Source organism: Myxococcus sp. CA005 (genome assembly GCF_006518205.1).
Classification (GTDB): domain Bacteria; phylum Myxococcota; class Myxococcia; order Myxococcales; family Myxococcaceae; genus Myxococcus; species Myxococcus xanthus.
Genome location: NZ_SRLV01000133.1, coordinates 1 through 15,946, shown reverse-complemented (window position 1 = coordinate 15,946; position 15,946 = coordinate 1). Strand labels below are relative to the sequence as shown.

Genomic DNA, 15,946 nt, shown 5'->3' with positions numbered 1-15,946 from the left:
CCACCGCACTGCCCACCCCAACCCCCGAGCCAGACGTCGAAGCACGGCTCGCCCTGGCCGAGCACCTGCTCGCCTGCGACGAGCCACGTCTGTGCGCGCAGCACGTGGTGGCGTGGCTCACCCGCGAGCGGCCGTCGGACGTCGCGGCCTGCCTCGCGCGCGACAGCGGCACGGAAAGGTGGGTCTGCCTCGCGGCCCGGAACCTCTCCGAGGCCCAGCGTGACGCCCTGGCGTTCCAGCCCGGTGAGACCTCCCATCCCCTGGCGGAGACGCTGACGCAGGGGGCGCCTCGCTTCTTCGCCGCCCCCTGCGCCCCACTCCCAGCCGTGGGGTGCATCGCGGTACCCCTGGGCCGTCCTGGAGCGCCCGCCGCGGGCCTGTTGCTGCTGTCCGCGGACGGCCCCACGCTGACGCCGGACGCAGCCTGGGTGAGCGCGCACGTCGGCCCCCGGCTGGCCGCCATGCTGCCCACGGAGGACCGTGAGGTGGCGGGCGGAGAGCTGCTCCGTCGCATCATCGACACCGTGGCGGACCCCGTGCTGCTGACGGACCTGGAGGGACGGCCCCACATCGCCAACGCCCGCGCGGAGGTATTGCTGGTGGCCGGACCGGATGCGAGCGAAGGCCGCCGCCGGGCGACGGAGCTCAACCGGCAGGTGTTCTCCTCCGCGCTGGCCAGCTTCGCCAGCGGTGACACGTCCACCGTGCGCCGCCGGGAAGTCCCGCTGGTGGACCCGGTGGAGGGAATCGACCTGCTCTTCGAGGTCGTCAGCACACCCGTGCTCCAGCCGGATGGCCGCGAGTCACTGGTGAGCGTGATGCGCAACGTGACGGACCTGGGCCGCGCCACCCAGGCGCTGGGTGAGAGCTACCGGCGCCTGCGCGACACGGAGCGGGAGGCCCGCAGCGAGCGTCACCGGCTGGACCGCGTGCTGGACTCCGTGCCGGACCCCCTCATCCTGTCCGACCCGGCGGGCGGAATGGTGATGATGAACAGCCCGGCGGAGAAGCTCTTCGCCACGCACCCCGACAGTGGGGAGGCGGCGCTGCGGCGGCTGCGCTCCAACAACGCGAGCTTCTCGTCGTTCCTCGCCAACCTGTTGGACGCGGAAGGCCGGCCCCGCTGGCGCGGACAGCTCGGGCTGGTGGACCCGGCCACGGGCGCCACGCTCCCCATGGAGGCCGTGGCCAACAAGGTCCTGGGCGACTCCGGTGAGCTGACGGGCATCGTCACCCTCTTCCACGACCGCAGCGAGGCGCTGGAGAAGGCGCGGCTGTTGGAGCGGGTGAAGGAAGGTTCCGTCCACCTGGAGGCGCGCGTGCAGGCCGCCACCGCGGAGCTGGCCGAACAGAACGAGATGCTGCGCCGGCAGGCCATCCAGGTGGAGCAGGCCAGCGCGGCCAAGTCCCAGTTCCTGGCCAACATGTCCCATGAGTTCCGCACGCCGCTCAACGCCATCCTCGGCTACACGAACATGCTGCTGCAGGGCGTGTCCGGCGAACTGAACCCGGCGCAGAAGCGGAACCTCACGCGCATCGACTCCAACGGCAGACACCTGCTGGAGGTCATCAACGAGATTCTGGACATCACCCGCATCGAAGCGGGCCGCATGCCCTTGAACCTGTCGGACTTCGGCATCCCGGAGCTGCTCCAAGAGGTGATGGCGGAGATGGACCCCATCATCGCGCGCAGCAAGCTGACGGTGAGCGCCCACCTCGGTCCGCGCGTGCCGGCGGTGTACAGTGACCGGCAGAAGGTGAAACAAATCGTCCTCAATCTCCTGTCGAATGCGTTGAAGTTCACGCACGAAGGCTCAGTGCAGGTGCAGGCGGAGTACGTGGCTGCTACGTCCACGCTCACCATCTCGGTGACGGACACGGGCATTGGCATCGACCCAGCGAACCAGGAAAAAATCTTCGAGGACTTCCAGCAGGTGGACAGCTCTCCGACCCGGGCCTATGGAGGCACGGGTCTGGGGCTCTCCATCTGCCGTCGCCTGGCCACCATGCTGGGGGGGCGCGTCACCCTCCAGAGCACCCAGGGCGAGGGTTCGACATTCACCCTGCACTTTCCCAGACGCGCGAGGCGCGCATGATGAACCCATCTGAGACCCCGAAGCCCCTCGTGCTGGTCGTTGACGACTATCAAGATGCCCGGGAGATGTACGCCGAGTACCTGGAGTTCTCGGGCTTCCGCGTCGCCGAGGCCAAGAACGGCCAGGAGGCGCTGGACAAGGCCTTCGAGCTGCGGCCCGACATCATCCTCATGGACCTGTCGCTGCCCATCATGGACGGCTGGGAGGCGACACGGCGACTGAAGGGCGACGACCGCACGCGGGCCATCCCCGTGGTGGCGCTCACGGGCCATGCGATGACGGGGCAGTCCGACGAAGCCAAGGGCGCGGGCTGCGACTCCTTCGTCACCAAGCCCTGCCTGCCGGACGCGCTGGTGGATGAAGTCCGCCGCGTGCTCGCCACCCACGGAGGCGCATCGGCGAGGTGAAGCGCACCATGTCCCGGACGACACGGCCCCGGAAGGGGGCGGCTCACGGCGACAGCCGCCCGGCCCAGGCCGCCCGGCCTTCGCCACCCACGGCGGAGACGGTGACGCCCGACGGGCCCCGGTATCTCTACGGCATCGTCCGTGACACCGCGCCCCTGGACGTCGGGCGCATCGGATTGGGCATTGTTCCCGCGCAGGTGTACGCGGTGAGCGAGGCGGGCCTCGCGGCCCTGGTGTCCGTGGCGCCAGGCCGCGTGGTGGACCCGACGCGAGCGCACCTGCTGGGGCACCAGCGCGTCACCGAAACCCTGCTCCGTGAGCACACCGTGATTCCCGTGGCCTTCGGCACCGTCATGGCGTCCGAGGCCCAGGTACGAGCTTTACTGCGCACGGCCCAGGGCGAACTGTCCGGCGTGCTGGACGCGCTGGAGGGCAAGGTGGAGCTGGGCCTGAAGGTGCTCTGGCACCGCGAGCACCTCGCCCAGCGGTTGGTGCTGGAAGACGCCCAGCTTCTCCGGCGCGATGATGAGCCGGAGGCCGAGCACGAGCGCCGCTTGGAGGCCGCCGTGGAGGACCGCGCCGGGCGTGACATGCGGGCGCTGCTGGAGGGCCTGCGCCCCCGAGCCGCCGCCATGCGCGAGCATCCCCCCGTGGGCGAGCGGATGCTGCTCAACGCGGCCTTCCTCGTCGAGCGGCCCCGGCTGGAGCCCTTCGAGGAGAAGGTCCGCTCCCTGGCCGCGCGCTCGGACACGTACACGTTCCGCTTCACCGGCCCCTGGGCGCCGTACAGCTTCGTGGACGTGCACCTGGGCCTGCGTGACGAGGACGCATCACTTCCCTGAAGCGGTGGACACGGGCGCCGTCACCCGCACCGCCTCTTCCGCCAGCGCGTCCATCCCGGAGTGGAGCCGGGCCCAGCCCGTGGTGTGCTCGGTCCGGGCGTAGAAGCCCCCCTCGCCCTTCACCACCATGACGTGGCCAACGGCCCGGCCCGCGCGCAGGTAGTCCACGCGGAAGGACTCCTGCGGCTCGCCTCCGGGAAGCGGCTCGTCGCGGCCGAGCAGGTCCACCGGCATCATCCGCCACACGCGGTCATGCCAGTTGCGCGCGAAGTCGTCCGGCCGCTCCGGTGCGTCCTCCGGCGCCAGGACGACCGGGCCGGGCGCCTTGCCCGTGGCCTGGAAGGCACGGGTGGCGCCCCCCGCGCGGATGGTCACCGCGTCGAAGTCACCCAGGTCGAAGGTGTGCAGCCGGCGGTCCACCAGACGGCTGTTCGCGTTCTCCAGGTCCGGCAGCATCGCCGGGCCCAGCAGGTACACGCGGCCGTCCTCCTCGCTGCGCAGGTACGGCGTCCCCCAGCCGCCCGGAGGCGACGCCAAGGCGAACACACGCGCCTTGCCGGCCACTGTCAGCGTCAGCTTGCGCGGAGACGTGGCCAGGCCGACCTCCTCCTGCTTCTTCGCGTCCAGCTCACCCAGCGCCCGCATGGCGCGCATGGGCGCGAAGCGGGAGAACAGCTTGTCCGCCACCTCGTTGGCGCGCAGCTCGCGCGGCGGTGGCGGTTCCTCGCGCGCGGCTACGGGCGGCTGTCCCGCGGCGGCGCCGGTGCCCGCGTCCGTGCCCACTGCCGCGGTGGCACCGCCCGCGTCCGCCGCCTGTGGAGCCACGCCCGCGTCGGTGGCGCCCGCGTTCGCACCGCCGGAGGCCGCCCTGGAGGCCTTGTAGCCCAGACGCACCCAGAGCCGGTCACGCTCACTGGCATCGCGGAACACGTCCACGAAGCGGGAGTCGTCCTCGTAGCGGATGCTGTCCAGCGCGCGCGCCGGGACATCCACCACCGTGACTTCACCCGGGCCCGCGGAGGGCTCGCGCTGCCAGACAACGAACGCGGCGATCAACGCGGCCGCCGCCAGGGCCCCTTGGAGGGCCAGGTCCCGAACCTTCATCGCTCACCTCCCGCCACCGCGGGGCGCGGCGCGCGTCGTCCCCGCCGGCGCGTCGTCACGAAGCCCACCGCCAGCACCAGGGCTGGCCCCAGGAACACCGTCGCGTAGAACCAGAGGACGTCCTGCTCCCGCGTGTGCTGGATGGGCGTGTCTTCCTCCGAGGACACGGCGCCGGAGATGGACTCCTCACCGGTGAGCCACCGCAGCGTGTCCACCGCCAGGTACGCGTTGCCCATGTTGCCCATCAGCAAGTCACTCACCGCGTCCGCGTCCGCCATCACCACGGCGCGCATCGCCGCTTGGCCGGCCGGCGCGGGCTTCTCCACCGCGATGACCAGGGGCCAGGGCCGCCGCATCTCGCCCGCGTCCAACGTGAAGTTGCCATTGGCGTCCGCGAAGGTGGCGCCGTGCGCGCGCACCGACACGTCCTGCGCCATGCCACCCGGCAACGGCTGAATCTGCTCCAGGGCGCCCGCGCTCAGGAAGACGGCCGGCGCCTGTCCCGCCAACGACGACAGCGACGTGACGGACGGGTGCGAGGAGAACGTCGCCGTGCCCAGGTTGCCGCGGTCGCTCTGCTGCCGCGACGTGCGGAAGTACACCTGGTCATTGGCCAGCGGCGTCTTGAGGTACTTCAGGCCCAGGGGCTCCAGCAGCGGCTGGAAGTCCGGTCCCTCCGGCTCCAGCGCCAGCCACAGCCGGCCACCGCGCGCGGAGTACTCACGCAAGGCATTCAGCTCCTCGGGGAGGAACTCCTGCGTCGGGCCCGCCACCACCACCACGGAGGCGTCACGCGGCACCTCGGTGCCCAGGCCCTCGGAGACACCGAGCGGCCGCACGTCCACGTTCTGCGCGCGCAGCAACTCCTTCAGCTTCTCCACGGACGGGCGGGTCGTCTCGCCCGGCACCGCTCGCGACTCGGCGCGCTCACCGTGGCCGGACGTGAAGTAGACGACCCGACGAGGCCGGGCCACCGTCAGCAGGCGGCGTTGGACCTCCTGGTCCAACCGCTGGAGCTGGCCGCGCGCCCGCTCGACTTCCAGGCCCACCGTGAGCGGCTCCTTCCGGTCGCCGCGCGCCAGGACGATGGTGCCGTTGTTGTGGACGCCCAGCGACCTCGCCCGAGCCGGCTCCACCGCCTGGTCCAGCCGCACCACGTTGAGCAGGCCCGGACTCTCCACCGACAGGTCGCGGAAGTACTGCCCCACCGCTTCGCCCACCTCGTTCGCGGGCGGGAAGAAGAGCGTCACCTGGAGCGGCTCATTGAGTCCGCGAATCACCTTGCGCGTGCCGTCGCCGGGCTTCGCGGTGCGGAAGTAGGACAGGTCCCACGTCACATCGGCCTGGGTGGCGACGAACATGGACGCGAAGGCGAAGACGAGCACGAAGGCCAGCCCCAGCCCGGAATACAGCGCGCTGCGGACACGGCCCGTCTCCAGCACGGGTGCGCGCGTCATCGCCGCGGCGGCGACCTCCACCATCGCCAGCGGCAGCAAGCAGCACGCGAGCAACGCCGGGAAGAGCGCCGCCAGCGACACCGCCAGCCGAGGCGCCTTCTGGGACAAGGGGCCGCCGAAGAGCCCGGTGCCCACGTCCGACTGGACGAAGTAGAGCCCCAGGGCCAGGAGACCCACGCCGTACAGGCCTGACACCCACGCCTCGACGGCGCGCCGGTCCGCGCTGGCCGACCGCATGCGCGCGAAGCGCCACCCCAGCGCGCCCACCGCCACCGCCACGCCCAGGCCAGACAGGACAGTGCGGCCCGTGCCGATGCCAAAGAGCCGCTCACCGAGGAAGACCGCCAGCAGGCCCGAGACGAAGGCCAGCGTCACGGGGAGCCCCCCGCTCGAAGGACGCGCGCTCATCGCCACCTCCGCGCCTCGAGCACCCGCGTGGCCGCGAACAACGCCACGTAGGTGACCACGAGGTAGTAGACGACGTCACGCACGTGGATGAGCCCCGCCTGGAACGGCGGGAAGTGCTGATTCCACAGCGACATCGCGCTGAAGACATCCGCCAGCGGCTGCTCGGTGATGCGTGCCAGGAGCCAGCACAGGATGAGGGCCACCAGCATCACCGCGGACGTAATCGCCGCGAGCAGTTGGTTGCGCGCCAGCGCGGAGCCGAATGTCCCCACCGCCAGCGACGCGCTGCCCAGCAGCAGCAGACCGAAGTACCCCGCCGCCACGTGACCGAAGGACACCTTGCCGTTCACCATCACCAGCAGCGGCATGTACACGGTGCACAGGAGGTACAACGCGAGGAAGGCCAATCCCGCGAGGAACTTGCCCAGGACAATGTCGCGGTCGCGCAGCGGTGACGAGTACAGCAGCGACAGCGTGCCCGTCTGACGCTCCTCGGCCAGCAGGCGCATCGAGATGAACACCGAGGCGACGACGGTGAAGCCGCTCGAGTAATAGAAGAACTGCGACAGCACCTCCGCGGAGCGCTTGCTGGCGCCCCCCAGGGCATATGCGTTGAAGAACAAGCCGTTCAACGCGAGGATGACCGCGATGATGACGTAGCCGCTGAGCGTGCGCAGATAGGCGGACAGCTCGCGGCGGGCGATGAGCAGCGCTTTCACGCGCGCGCCTCCTGGCCGTGTGTCAGCCGCAAGAAGATGGATTCGAGCTGACCGGCTCCCTGGTCCAGCCGCAACAACTCCAGACCCGCGCCCACCACCGCCTGCGCCACCTGGGGCCGCTGGTCGGGCGAGGCCCGCACCGTCAGCGCCACCAAGCCGTCCGACGCGCGGTCCACCTCCACCGAGCCAAAGCGCTGGAGCACCTCCACCGCGCGCGCCTTGTCGCCGCGCACCTCCAGTTCGATGGTGCCCCGGCCGCCCATCTTCGCCGCCAGCTCCTCCTCCGTGCCCTGCGCCACCAACATCCCCTTGTGGATGATGAGCAGCCGGTCACACGTCTGGGAGATTTCCGGGAGGATGTGGCTGGAGACGAGCACCGTGTGCGCGCCCTTCAACCCGCGGATGACGTCGCGCATCTCGACAATCTGCCGGGGGTCGAGCCCGCTGGTGGGCTCGTCGAGGATGAGCAGGGCGGGCTTGTGCACCAGCGCCTGCGCCACGCCTACGCGCTGGCGGTAGCCGTGACTGAGCGTGGAGATGAGCTCGCCGTGGACGTCACGCAGGCCCGTCTTCTCCTCGGCCTCGCCCACGCGGCTGGCGGTGTCCCGGGACGTGACGCCGCGAAGCTGTGCGACGTAGGTCAGGTATTCGCCCACCGTCATCTCGTCATAGAGCGGAGGCACGTCCGGCAGGTAGCCGATGCGCTGGCGGACCTCGTGGGCATTGCTCACCACGTCATGGCCGTCGATGACGACACGCCCCGAGGTCGGCATCAGCACGCACCCCAGGACCTTCAGCGTCGTCGATTTTCCAGCGCCATTGAGGCCCAGAAAGCCAATGACTTCTCCCTGGCTGATGGTGAAGGCCAGCTCCCGGATCGCCGCATGCTCACCGTAGTATTTGGTCAGCCCTTCGACCTGAATCATCAGGTGTCCTCTCCCCTTCGAATGCGTCGTTTCTTCTGGCGTAGCGGAGGGGATTGTCAAGCGCCGGACTCGCTAAGAATGGTGGTATTCAGGGCCTTTCGTCGTGCGCCCCAACGTGAAGCGCAGCGCGCTTTCCAGGTCAGGAAGGAGGAAGGCGAACCCCAGCCGCTGGGCTGCCTGAGGCGCGATTCGCGCGCCATCCAGCAGCGCCTCTTGCCCCATCTGTCCGAAGAGGGTCCGCACGACGGGCGAGGGGACCGGGAAGACGGCCGGACGCCGCAGCACCTTGCCCAGCGTCCGGGCGAAGTCCGCCTGCCGCACCGCCCCCGGCGCCACGGCGTTGATGGCGCCGCGCGCGGCGTCGGTGAAGACAGAGAAGTGGATGAGCCCGAGCAGGTCCTCCAGCGACACCCAGCTCATCCATTGTTGCCCGGAGCCGATGGGCCCGCCGCCTCCCGCGAGGAACGCTGGCAGCATCTTCGCCAGGGCACCCTCGCGCGCGTCCAGGACGGGGCCGATGCGCAGGTGCACCACGCGGATGCCCGCAGCCTCGGCGGGCGCGGCGGCGGCTTCCCACTCGCGTGATACCTGGGAGAGAAAGCCCTTCCCGTCCGTGCTGCTCTCCTCAGCGAGGACTTCGTCGCCGCGGTCCCCGTAGATGCTGCTGCCGCCCGCGGAGACGAGCACCTTCGGCTTGCGCTTCATCCGCGCCAGGGCTTCGGCCAGGGTGCGAGTGCCCTGGGTGCGGCTCTTGAGGATGGCATCCTTGTACTCGGGGGTCCAACGCTGGCCGGCCACGTTGACGCCCGCGAGGTGCACCACGACATCCACGCCTTCGAGCGCGTCGGTGTCCACCTCGCCCGTGTCGGGTGACCAGGCGACCTCGTTCCGAGCGGGGTCCGCCTTGCCGCGCACCATGCGCTTCACCGTGTGGCCGCCCGTGGTGAGAAAGGGCACCAGCGACGAGCCCACCAGCCCCGAGGCTCCGGTGACGGCGATGGTGAGCGGCCCCTGCCCCGCGAAGGCGGCGTGACGCTTCAGGTCCTCGAGCGTGACGCGGTGGCGATACGCGAACATCCGCTCCAGGGTGCGCCGGGCGAAGCCTCCGCCGAAGAGGCTGCCCAGAGTGCCTACGGGGAGGACGTATTCCACTTCGTCCTCCAGGATGGACGTGCCCGTCGTGGGTTCGGGCCACATCCGGTGGGTGTGGACCCACTTCGCGAAGGGGCCGGACATCTGCGTGTCCTGGAACATGGCGTCTTCGATGTAGGCGGTGTGCTCGGCCACCAGGCGTTGGGGGATGGGGCCCACGCGCATGCGGACGACGACGCGGGCGCCGGTGCGGATGCCATCGCCGGTGCGCTCCAGTACCTCCATCCGTTCCCAGGGGGGCGTCAGGCGTTCGAACGCCCCCTCCCGGGCATGCCAGGCGAAGAGGTCCTTGGCCGTGACGGGCATCCGAGTGCGAGCATCGAAGACGTGCGACTTGCCCATGTTCCCTCCTGGGGCGACAGTGCGGCGGCGCATGATTGCTCCAGAGTCCCTTGAACGCGCGGTGGAATTGCTGCGGCACGGTGGTGTCGTCGCCCTGCCGACGGAAACCGTCTACGGTCTGTCCGCCAACGCGGAGGACGAACTGGCCGTGCGCCGCGTCTTCGCCATCAAGGGCCGCCCCGCCACCCACCCGCTCATCGTCCACATCCCAGGCGTCGAGCACCTGAACACGTGGGCACGTGAGGTCCCGGAGGCCGCACGGAAGCTGGCCGAAGCCTTCTGGCCCGGGCCGTTGACGCTGGTGCTGCCGCGCACGGCGCGGGCCACGGATGCCGTCACGGGTGGGCAGGACACGGTGGCTCTGCGCGTGCCGAATCACCCGGTGGCGCTCGCAGTGCTCCAAAAGCTGGGTGGAGGGCTGGCCGCGCCGAGCGCGAACCGGTTCGGCAAGGTGAGCCCCACCACGGCGGAGCACGTGCGGGAGGACCTGGGCGGAGACGTGGACCTCGTCCTGGATGGAGGCCCGTGCACGGTGGGGGTGGAGTCGACCATCGTGGACTTGAGCTCGAATGAGCCCGCGATTCTCCGGCCCGGAGGTCTGGCCGCGGAGGACGTGGAGCGGGTGCTGGGACGCAAGGTGCCGGTGAGGACTTCGTCCAAGGTGCGCGTGTCAGGCTCGCTGGAGTCACACTACGCGCCGCGTGCCGGCGTGGTGCTGACCGAGCCTGTGCAGGCTGTAGCGCGCGTCCAGGAACTCCGCGGACAGGGATTGCGCGTGGGTGTCCTCGGACCAGCGAGCCTTGCGTTGCCACCCGACGTGCCGCGCTTCGATGTGCCGGATGAGCCCGCGGGTGCCGCGCGTGTGCTGTACGCCCGGCTGCGTGAGGCGGATACACAAGGGCACGACGTGCTGGTGGCGTGTCTTCCAGCGGAAAGCGGCCTGGGTATCGCTGTCCGCGACAGGCTGTCGCGTGCCGCCGCTCCGCGCGGGTAGCGATTACGCCAAGCAGCATGGGTCTGCCTTTGAAGGTAGGGCTTGGGGTAGCTTCCGACTGACGCCTGCACGACGTGAGTCCGGAAAGGCCCATACTCTTGCGCACACTCGCTTCAACTCTGCGATTGCTGGTGCTGAGTTGTTTGCTCGTCGCCTGCGCGTCCGCTCCTCCCACACCAGATCCGCCACGTGGCATCGCGGAACTGGAATACGCGGAGCTTTGCGAGGCCACCGAAGCCGCACCATGTGTCTCCCTGGCTTGTGACGAGGGCTGGTGCGCCTTCTTTCTCTGCGAAGACGTGGCGCCGCGGGTCGAGCCTGCGCTCATGCCCGTTGCTCGGCCGCCGCTGCGCAGAGGCTGGGGCGTGCGCCTGGGCATACGCAATGGAGCTCAGCCGGTCATCACATTCCCATGGCGCCCGCACGTCCAGGTTCGGCCGGTCTATCAACTCCCGGCAGGCCGGTACGTCAGGCACCACATCTTTCCCCAAGCCCCCGACCTCGCGCTCTACTTCCAGCGAGCCGGCATCAAGATTCACGACTTCACGTTGGTGATTCCGGAGCATGTCCACCGGTACATTCACGGTGGCGGACCGCGCGGGGGACGATGGAATGACGCGTGGGCACAGTTCATCAAGGCCCATCCACATCCTCCGCGCCCCGATGTCATCTATCGCCACGCCGGCGACCTGATCTTCCGCTTTGAACTGACCGGGAAGGTCATGCCCTACTACAAGCGTTGAGATTGGCCGACTGAGGAGGCTGGGCTCTTGAAGTTCTACGTGGTTGAAGAAGACAGGGCCGCTGGGTTCACCGGAAACCTACGAGCCGTGCCGCCCTGGGGACTCCCAGGCGTCAGCCCCTGCGACACATGTGGAGCCGCAGGCGGCTGGGCTGGCCTCCAGTACCCATGTGTCGACCTGTCGGGCCTCCAGGAGCGCAAGGCGCTCGAAAACCCAGGCCGGCAGGTCGGCTTCGAGGAATTCTCCCGATTGAGGGACTTGGTTCGTCCATTCGCGCCCGACTGGGCTCGGCTGGAACCAGGCGCCGATTTCGGCCCGCCCACCGGTACGGGCAGCGGCACCTTTGGCGACCTCTTCCTGCAGAACCCATGGTCGCTATACATCCGCCGTGAAGCCGTGGAGCGCCTTCAGGGCGCGGGCATTCATGGCCTGTCAGGCTGCCCGCTGAACGTGCGGTTCCGAGGAAAGAACCCGCCCGAGCTGCTCGCCATGCAGTTGGAACTCCATGGCCGACTGCACCTTGATGGAGTGTCCCCAGGAGAGGGCCCTGTCTGCCTGACATGTGGGGTGTCCCGACACGAGTTACCTCGGCCGCCAATTCTCGACGTTCATTCGACGCCCGCTCCTCGAGATCTTTTCCGGCTCTACAACTGGCCTACTCTCATCGTGGCGAGCGAACGCATGGTGGCCGCAGTGCAGCACCTCTCCTTGCGTGGCATTCGCTTCAGCGAATTCGCGACCCGCCAAGGACCGTCCGTCTCCGTCACCTAGAGAAAGGCGATATGCTCCGCGAATGGATTATTCACCGAGCGCAGCGTCATCACTGAGGGCACGCTCGCTGGAATGGGGCAACTGGGTCGGTTGGACCGTCGTCGCCGTCGTGGTGAACTTTGTACTCTCGGCGGTGACCTCATTCGGAGGGAGCTACACGACGTCCGGCGGACAGGGCGATTGCATTTCCATCGGGTCGGCAACTTCCGATGTCGTCCTTGGCATGACGCCAGTCTTGGCCATAGTCCTGTTCGGCAGAAAAGGCCCAAGCGCTCCTGAGCCTGCGGTGGGATGACTTCTCCCTCAGTTTCATCCTCCCATGGAGAACTGACCTCCTCTTGCAACTGGCCTTACAAGGAACTCAACACTGAGCAAGAACAAGAAAGAGCCACTCTCCGGCGAGAAACGCAGAGCCGCGATGAAAGACATCGTGGGTTCCGACCGGCGCGCCATCGTCAACGCGGCCACACTCCTTTCGGGGGACCCAACAACGACAGGGGAACTGCTGGAGCTGCTCAAGGTCGAAAACAGGGCCGAGCCGCGACAGGGAATCCTCCACGCGCTCTCCTGGCACGGCGACCTCAGGACATGGGGCCTCATGGTGCGAATCCTCGCCGACGACAACGAGGACCCCAAGGTACGAGGACAGGCTGCGGAGGGACTCGCCTACATGTTCGACCTGGTGAAAGCCGACTCGCCTGAGTTCGAACTCGCGGTCAAGACGTTGCTGGAGGCGCTCTCAGACCCGTCACTTGAGGTCCGCTACAACGCGATCTTCGCAATCGGCGCGACGAAACATCCCCCGCTCATCCCGGCACTCGAAGCACTGCTCGGCGATTCGACGCCAGTGCCCGGATGGGGTGACACCATCGGGCGCAAAGCCGCCGATGCGATTGAGTGGCTGGCTTGGAGCAAGTCGTCGTGACGCACACTGATTCAGCGCTGGTTCCAGGGCACATCAAAAGCACGACGGGAGCGTAGCGTCAGTCCTGCCCCTGCTCCGTCAGGACTCGTCATCCAATGCAGCAAGATTCGCGCGCAGAATGTCTTGATAGTGCGGCACCACCTCCACGGCGAGCACGCCGTCCAGTAACTGGCGAGCGCCGTCGACGTCACCAGTTTCCCGGCAGCGCTCCACTTCAGCCAAGGTGCGAGACAGACGCCGCGAACCATTGCTGATGCGTCGCGACACTTCCGCCAACAGTTCCTCAGCGGTAGACTCAGACTGTAGCGCTTGCGCAGCATCACCGGGGGCGATCCCAACCTGAGGAGCCGTCCTGAGCAGTATCGCGCGTGCCGAGTCCGTGAGCCCGAATGGCTCCCCTTGGGCAATACGGCGGGAGAGGTCTCGAACATCGTTCCAGTTCAAGCCATCCATGGCATTCCCTATCGTTGGTAGCAGAGTTCGTACGGCCACTCACGCTGGCCTTCGCAGTTGCGGAAGCAAGCGTAGCCGTCTCCAACCCAATACGGCTTCTTCTGGTCCCTGCACCTGACATATGAGTCGACACAGTGCTGCTTCCAACCATCGTCTTCGCTGACATCCTTGACGGTGTGTTTCGCAGCCGCATCCATGCCCGCCATGTGCACGGCAGCCTCCGCCGCTGAGAGTCCGCACGCTTCGGGCACGCCAAGATTGCGCTGGATGCATCACGACATGCTGTCAGTACAGGACGCCAGCGCATTAGCGTCGCGACTGTCAGCACTGCGCCGGCTGACCGCGCCGCTGGAGCACCCCAGCATCAGCACAGTGAAGGCGCATACCACATCAGGGGCGATGACCTGTCCTCGCATGGATCGCCTGGAATCACGCTTTAGCGCCAAGCAGCAATCTTCCTGGCAAGGTCGTCCACACGTCCCCGAGGTTCGCACCTCGATGCGTACTTGGGTTCTGGCAGCAGCACCCAGGGCCCAGCACAACAGTCCGAATCAGTGCCGAGTCCGAGGCCCCTCCTCTTCCCCAGGCGGAGCCAGCCGCTGGGACAACAGTCCCAGCAACTCCTGTGTCGACAACCGTCCCGCCGCATCCTTCCCTTCCAGGACACCCGCCACCAACGCGCGCTTGTGCTCGTGCAGCGACAGCATCTGCTCCTCGATGGTCCCCCGCGTCACCAGGCGGTACACCGTCACCGGCCGCTCCTGCCCGATCCGGTGCGCGCGGTCGGACGCCTGGTCCTCCACCGCGGGGTTCCACCACGGGTCCAGATGAATCACCGTGGTCGCCGCCGTGAGATTGAGCCCGAAGCCACCGGCTTTGAGCGAAATCAGGAACAGCGGCACGTCCCCTTCCTGGAACGCGCGCACCCGCTCCGCCCGAGCCCCCGCGGGCGTCTGCCCATCCAGGTACTCGTAATCAATCCCCTCCGCGTCCAGCACCTCGCGCACCAGCGCCAGGTGGGAGGTGAACTGGCTGAACACGAGCGCGCGATGCCCCTCCGCGCGGAGCTCCCGCACCAACTCCATGAACCGCTCCAGCTTGGCCGACTCCAGCTTCGACCCGGCGTCATACAGCCGCGGATGTGAAGCCAGGAGCCGCAGCCGCGTGAGCGCCGCCAGAATCTCGATGCGCCGCTCCTGCTCCTTCATCTTCGGCTTGCGCGTCTCCAAATCCGAGAGCGCCGCCAGCCGCGCGTCCTCGTAGAGCGCCCACTCCTCCGACGAGAGGACAATGGGCACCCGGATGTCCGTCCGAGGCGGAAGCTGCGCCTCCACCTGCGCCTTCGTCCGGCGCAGCAGGAAGGGCTGGAGCACCCGAGCCAGCGCGGGCGCGGCCGTCGGGTCCACGCCCCGCTCAATCGGCGCGGCAAAGCGCGAGCGGAACGCCTCCCAGCTCCCGAGCAGCCCGGAGAAGACGACGGCGAAGAGACTCCACAACTCGCCCAGGTGGTTCTCCAGCGGCGTGCCCGACAACGCGAACTTGAAGTCCCCCTGGAGCGCCCGCGCCGCCCGGAACCGGTGCGTCGTCGCGTTCTTCAACGTCTGCGCTTCATCGAAGATGATGGTGGAGAAGCGCAGCTTCGACAGCCGCTCGATGTCCCGCGTGAGCAGGCCATAGCTCAACACCAGCACGTCCTTGGGCCCCAGTTGCTCCAACGTCCGGCCCCGGTCCGCCGCGTCCGAGAACAGCGTCATCCGCAGCGACGGCGCGAAGCGCTTCGCCTCGTCCATCCAGTTGAAGGCCACCGACGTCGGCGCCAACACCAGCGCGGGCCCCAGCTTGCTCCGGTCCAGGAGCACCGTCAGCGCCTGCACCGTCTTGCCCAAGCCCATGTCGTCCGCGAGCACCCCACCCGCGCCCCACGAAGCCAGCCGCGTCAGCCAGCGGAAGCCCTCCAACTGGTAATCCCGCAGCGCCGTCTTCAGTCCCGTAGGAACCCGCGGCTTCAGCTCCTTCGCCGCGAAGATGCGCTCCACCAGCGACTGCCACGTCTTGTCCGCCTCCACCTCGGCGCCTGCGTCCTGGAGCGCCGTGAGCGTCTCCACCGCGGAAGGCCCCACCTCCAGGCCATGGCGCGTGGCATGCGCATGGTCCGCCAGCCGCTCCAGGTGCTCCCGCAGCGCGCCTTCAATCTCCACGTAGGACGTCGAGTCCACCTGGACGAAACGTTCCTTCCGCCGCGCCGCATCGAGCAGCCGCGCCAGCTCCACTCGCTCGCCTTCCACGGAGAGCCCACCCAGCACGCCAAACCAGTCCCGCTTCCGCTCCAGGATGACCTTCAGCGCCGGAGGCGCAGCGGCATGGAACAGCCGCACCGGCGCCCCCACCCATTCCAGCTCCGGCTTCGGCTCCAGCTCCACACAGGCCGCGAGCACCGCGAGGCCGCCCTGCGCGCTGGTGAAGCGGAAGGTGAAGGGCAGCTCCTCGGGCTCCGCCGTGTCGAGCGGCAACCGGGCCTGAAGCAACTCCGCCGCGTCGCGCTCCTGAACGAAGTCACGCACCGCGTGCACGGCCCCCGTCCCCCGCCGGACGTGGACGTCGCGCGCC

At 68.5% G+C, this 15,946-nt stretch carries 14 protein-coding genes; 7 read left to right on the top strand and 7 right to left on the bottom strand.

What is annotated here, in order from left to right:
- The 3 genes from FMQ63_RS34935 to FMQ63_RS34925 form a co-directional block, all read left to right on the top strand.
- Positions 1–2,096 (top strand): ATP-binding protein (locus FMQ63_RS34935; protein WP_228556546.1); only part of this gene is annotated, 2,096 nt, incomplete at its 5' end.
- Entirely contained in the window at positions 2,093–2,503 is a 411-nt protein-coding gene (locus FMQ63_RS34930) for a response regulator (protein ID WP_011551663.1), read from the top strand. The genes FMQ63_RS34935 and FMQ63_RS34930, both read left to right, overlap by 4 nt.
- Before the next feature lie 8 nt (positions 2,504–2,511).
- Positions 2,512–3,345 (top strand): GvpL/GvpF family gas vesicle protein, encoded by an 834-nt coding sequence (locus FMQ63_RS34925; protein WP_011551662.1) that lies wholly within the window; start codon positions 2,512–2,514, stop codon positions 3,343–3,345.
- On the opposite strand, the gene FMQ63_RS34920 is transcribed toward FMQ63_RS34925, so the two are convergent.
- The 5 genes from FMQ63_RS34920 to FMQ63_RS34900 all read right to left on the bottom strand — a co-directional run bounded on the left by FMQ63_RS34920 (position 3,334) and on the right by FMQ63_RS34900 (position 9,453).
- Positions 3,334–4,449, bottom strand: a complete 1,116-nt coding sequence (locus tag FMQ63_RS34920) for a hypothetical protein (protein WP_011551661.1) — start codon at positions 4,447–4,449, stop codon at positions 3,334–3,336. The genes FMQ63_RS34925 and FMQ63_RS34920 overlap by 12 nt on opposite strands.
- The gene (locus FMQ63_RS34915; RefSeq protein ID WP_011551660.1) at positions 4,446–6,314 is read right to left on the bottom strand and encodes a Gldg family protein; all 1,869 of its coding nucleotides are present in this window, start codon (positions 6,312–6,314) and stop codon (positions 4,446–4,448) included. The genes FMQ63_RS34920 and FMQ63_RS34915 overlap by 4 nt, the downstream gene beginning before the upstream one ends.
- On the bottom strand, positions 6,311–7,033 hold the full coding sequence (locus FMQ63_RS34910) for an ABC transporter permease (protein ID WP_011551659.1): 723 nt from the start codon (positions 7,031–7,033) through the stop codon (positions 6,311–6,313). Before FMQ63_RS34910 ends, FMQ63_RS34915 begins: the two co-directional genes overlap by 4 nt.
- A complete protein-coding gene (locus FMQ63_RS34905) occupies positions 7,030–7,959 on the bottom strand; it encodes an ABC transporter ATP-binding protein (protein ID WP_011551658.1) in 930 nt (309 codons plus the stop codon). The genes FMQ63_RS34910 and FMQ63_RS34905 overlap by 4 nt, the downstream gene beginning before the upstream one ends.
- A gap of 72 nt (positions 7,960–8,031) precedes the next feature.
- Positions 8,032–9,453 carry a TIGR01777 family oxidoreductase gene (locus tag FMQ63_RS34900; protein ID WP_011551657.1) on the bottom strand — a complete coding sequence of 474 codons (1,422 nt, stop codon included), beginning with the start codon at positions 9,451–9,453 and terminating at the stop codon, positions 8,032–8,034.
- Positions 9,454–9,484: 31 nt separating this feature from the next.
- On the opposite strand from FMQ63_RS34900, the gene FMQ63_RS34895 reads away from it, so the two are divergent.
- From FMQ63_RS34895 to FMQ63_RS34880, 4 genes are all read left to right on the top strand, one after another.
- Entirely contained in the window at positions 9,485–10,447 is a 963-nt protein-coding gene (locus FMQ63_RS34895) for an L-threonylcarbamoyladenylate synthase (RefSeq protein ID WP_043611763.1), read from the top strand.
- A 131-nt stretch (positions 10,448–10,578) separates the two neighbouring features.
- On the top strand, positions 10,579–11,190 hold the full coding sequence (locus FMQ63_RS34890) for a TIGR02269 family lipoprotein (RefSeq protein ID WP_228680815.1): 612 nt from the start codon (positions 10,579–10,581) through the stop codon (positions 11,188–11,190).
- Positions 11,191–11,217: 27 nt separating this feature from the next.
- On the top strand, positions 11,218–11,961 hold the full coding sequence (locus FMQ63_RS34885) for a double-CXXCG motif protein (protein ID WP_011551654.1): 744 nt from the start codon (positions 11,218–11,220) through the stop codon (positions 11,959–11,961).
- A 418-nt stretch (positions 11,962–12,379) separates the two neighbouring features.
- Positions 12,380–12,886: a HEAT repeat domain-containing protein gene (locus FMQ63_RS34880; protein WP_011551653.1), complete on the top strand. Its 507-nt coding sequence runs from the start codon at positions 12,380–12,382 to the stop codon at positions 12,884–12,886.
- 78 nt (positions 12,887–12,964) lie between these two features.
- On the opposite strand, the gene FMQ63_RS34875 is transcribed toward FMQ63_RS34880, so the two are convergent.
- Together FMQ63_RS34875 and FMQ63_RS34870 are read right to left on the bottom strand one after the other, a co-directional pair.
- On the bottom strand, positions 12,965–13,339 hold the full coding sequence (locus FMQ63_RS34875; RefSeq protein WP_020477735.1) for a DUSAM domain-containing protein: 375 nt from the start codon (positions 13,337–13,339) through the stop codon (positions 12,965–12,967).
- A 551-nt stretch (positions 13,340–13,890) separates the two neighbouring features.
- Positions 13,891–15,946: DEAD/DEAH box helicase (locus FMQ63_RS34870; RefSeq protein ID WP_141276949.1), on the bottom strand; the 2,056-nt coding region annotated here is incomplete at its 5' end.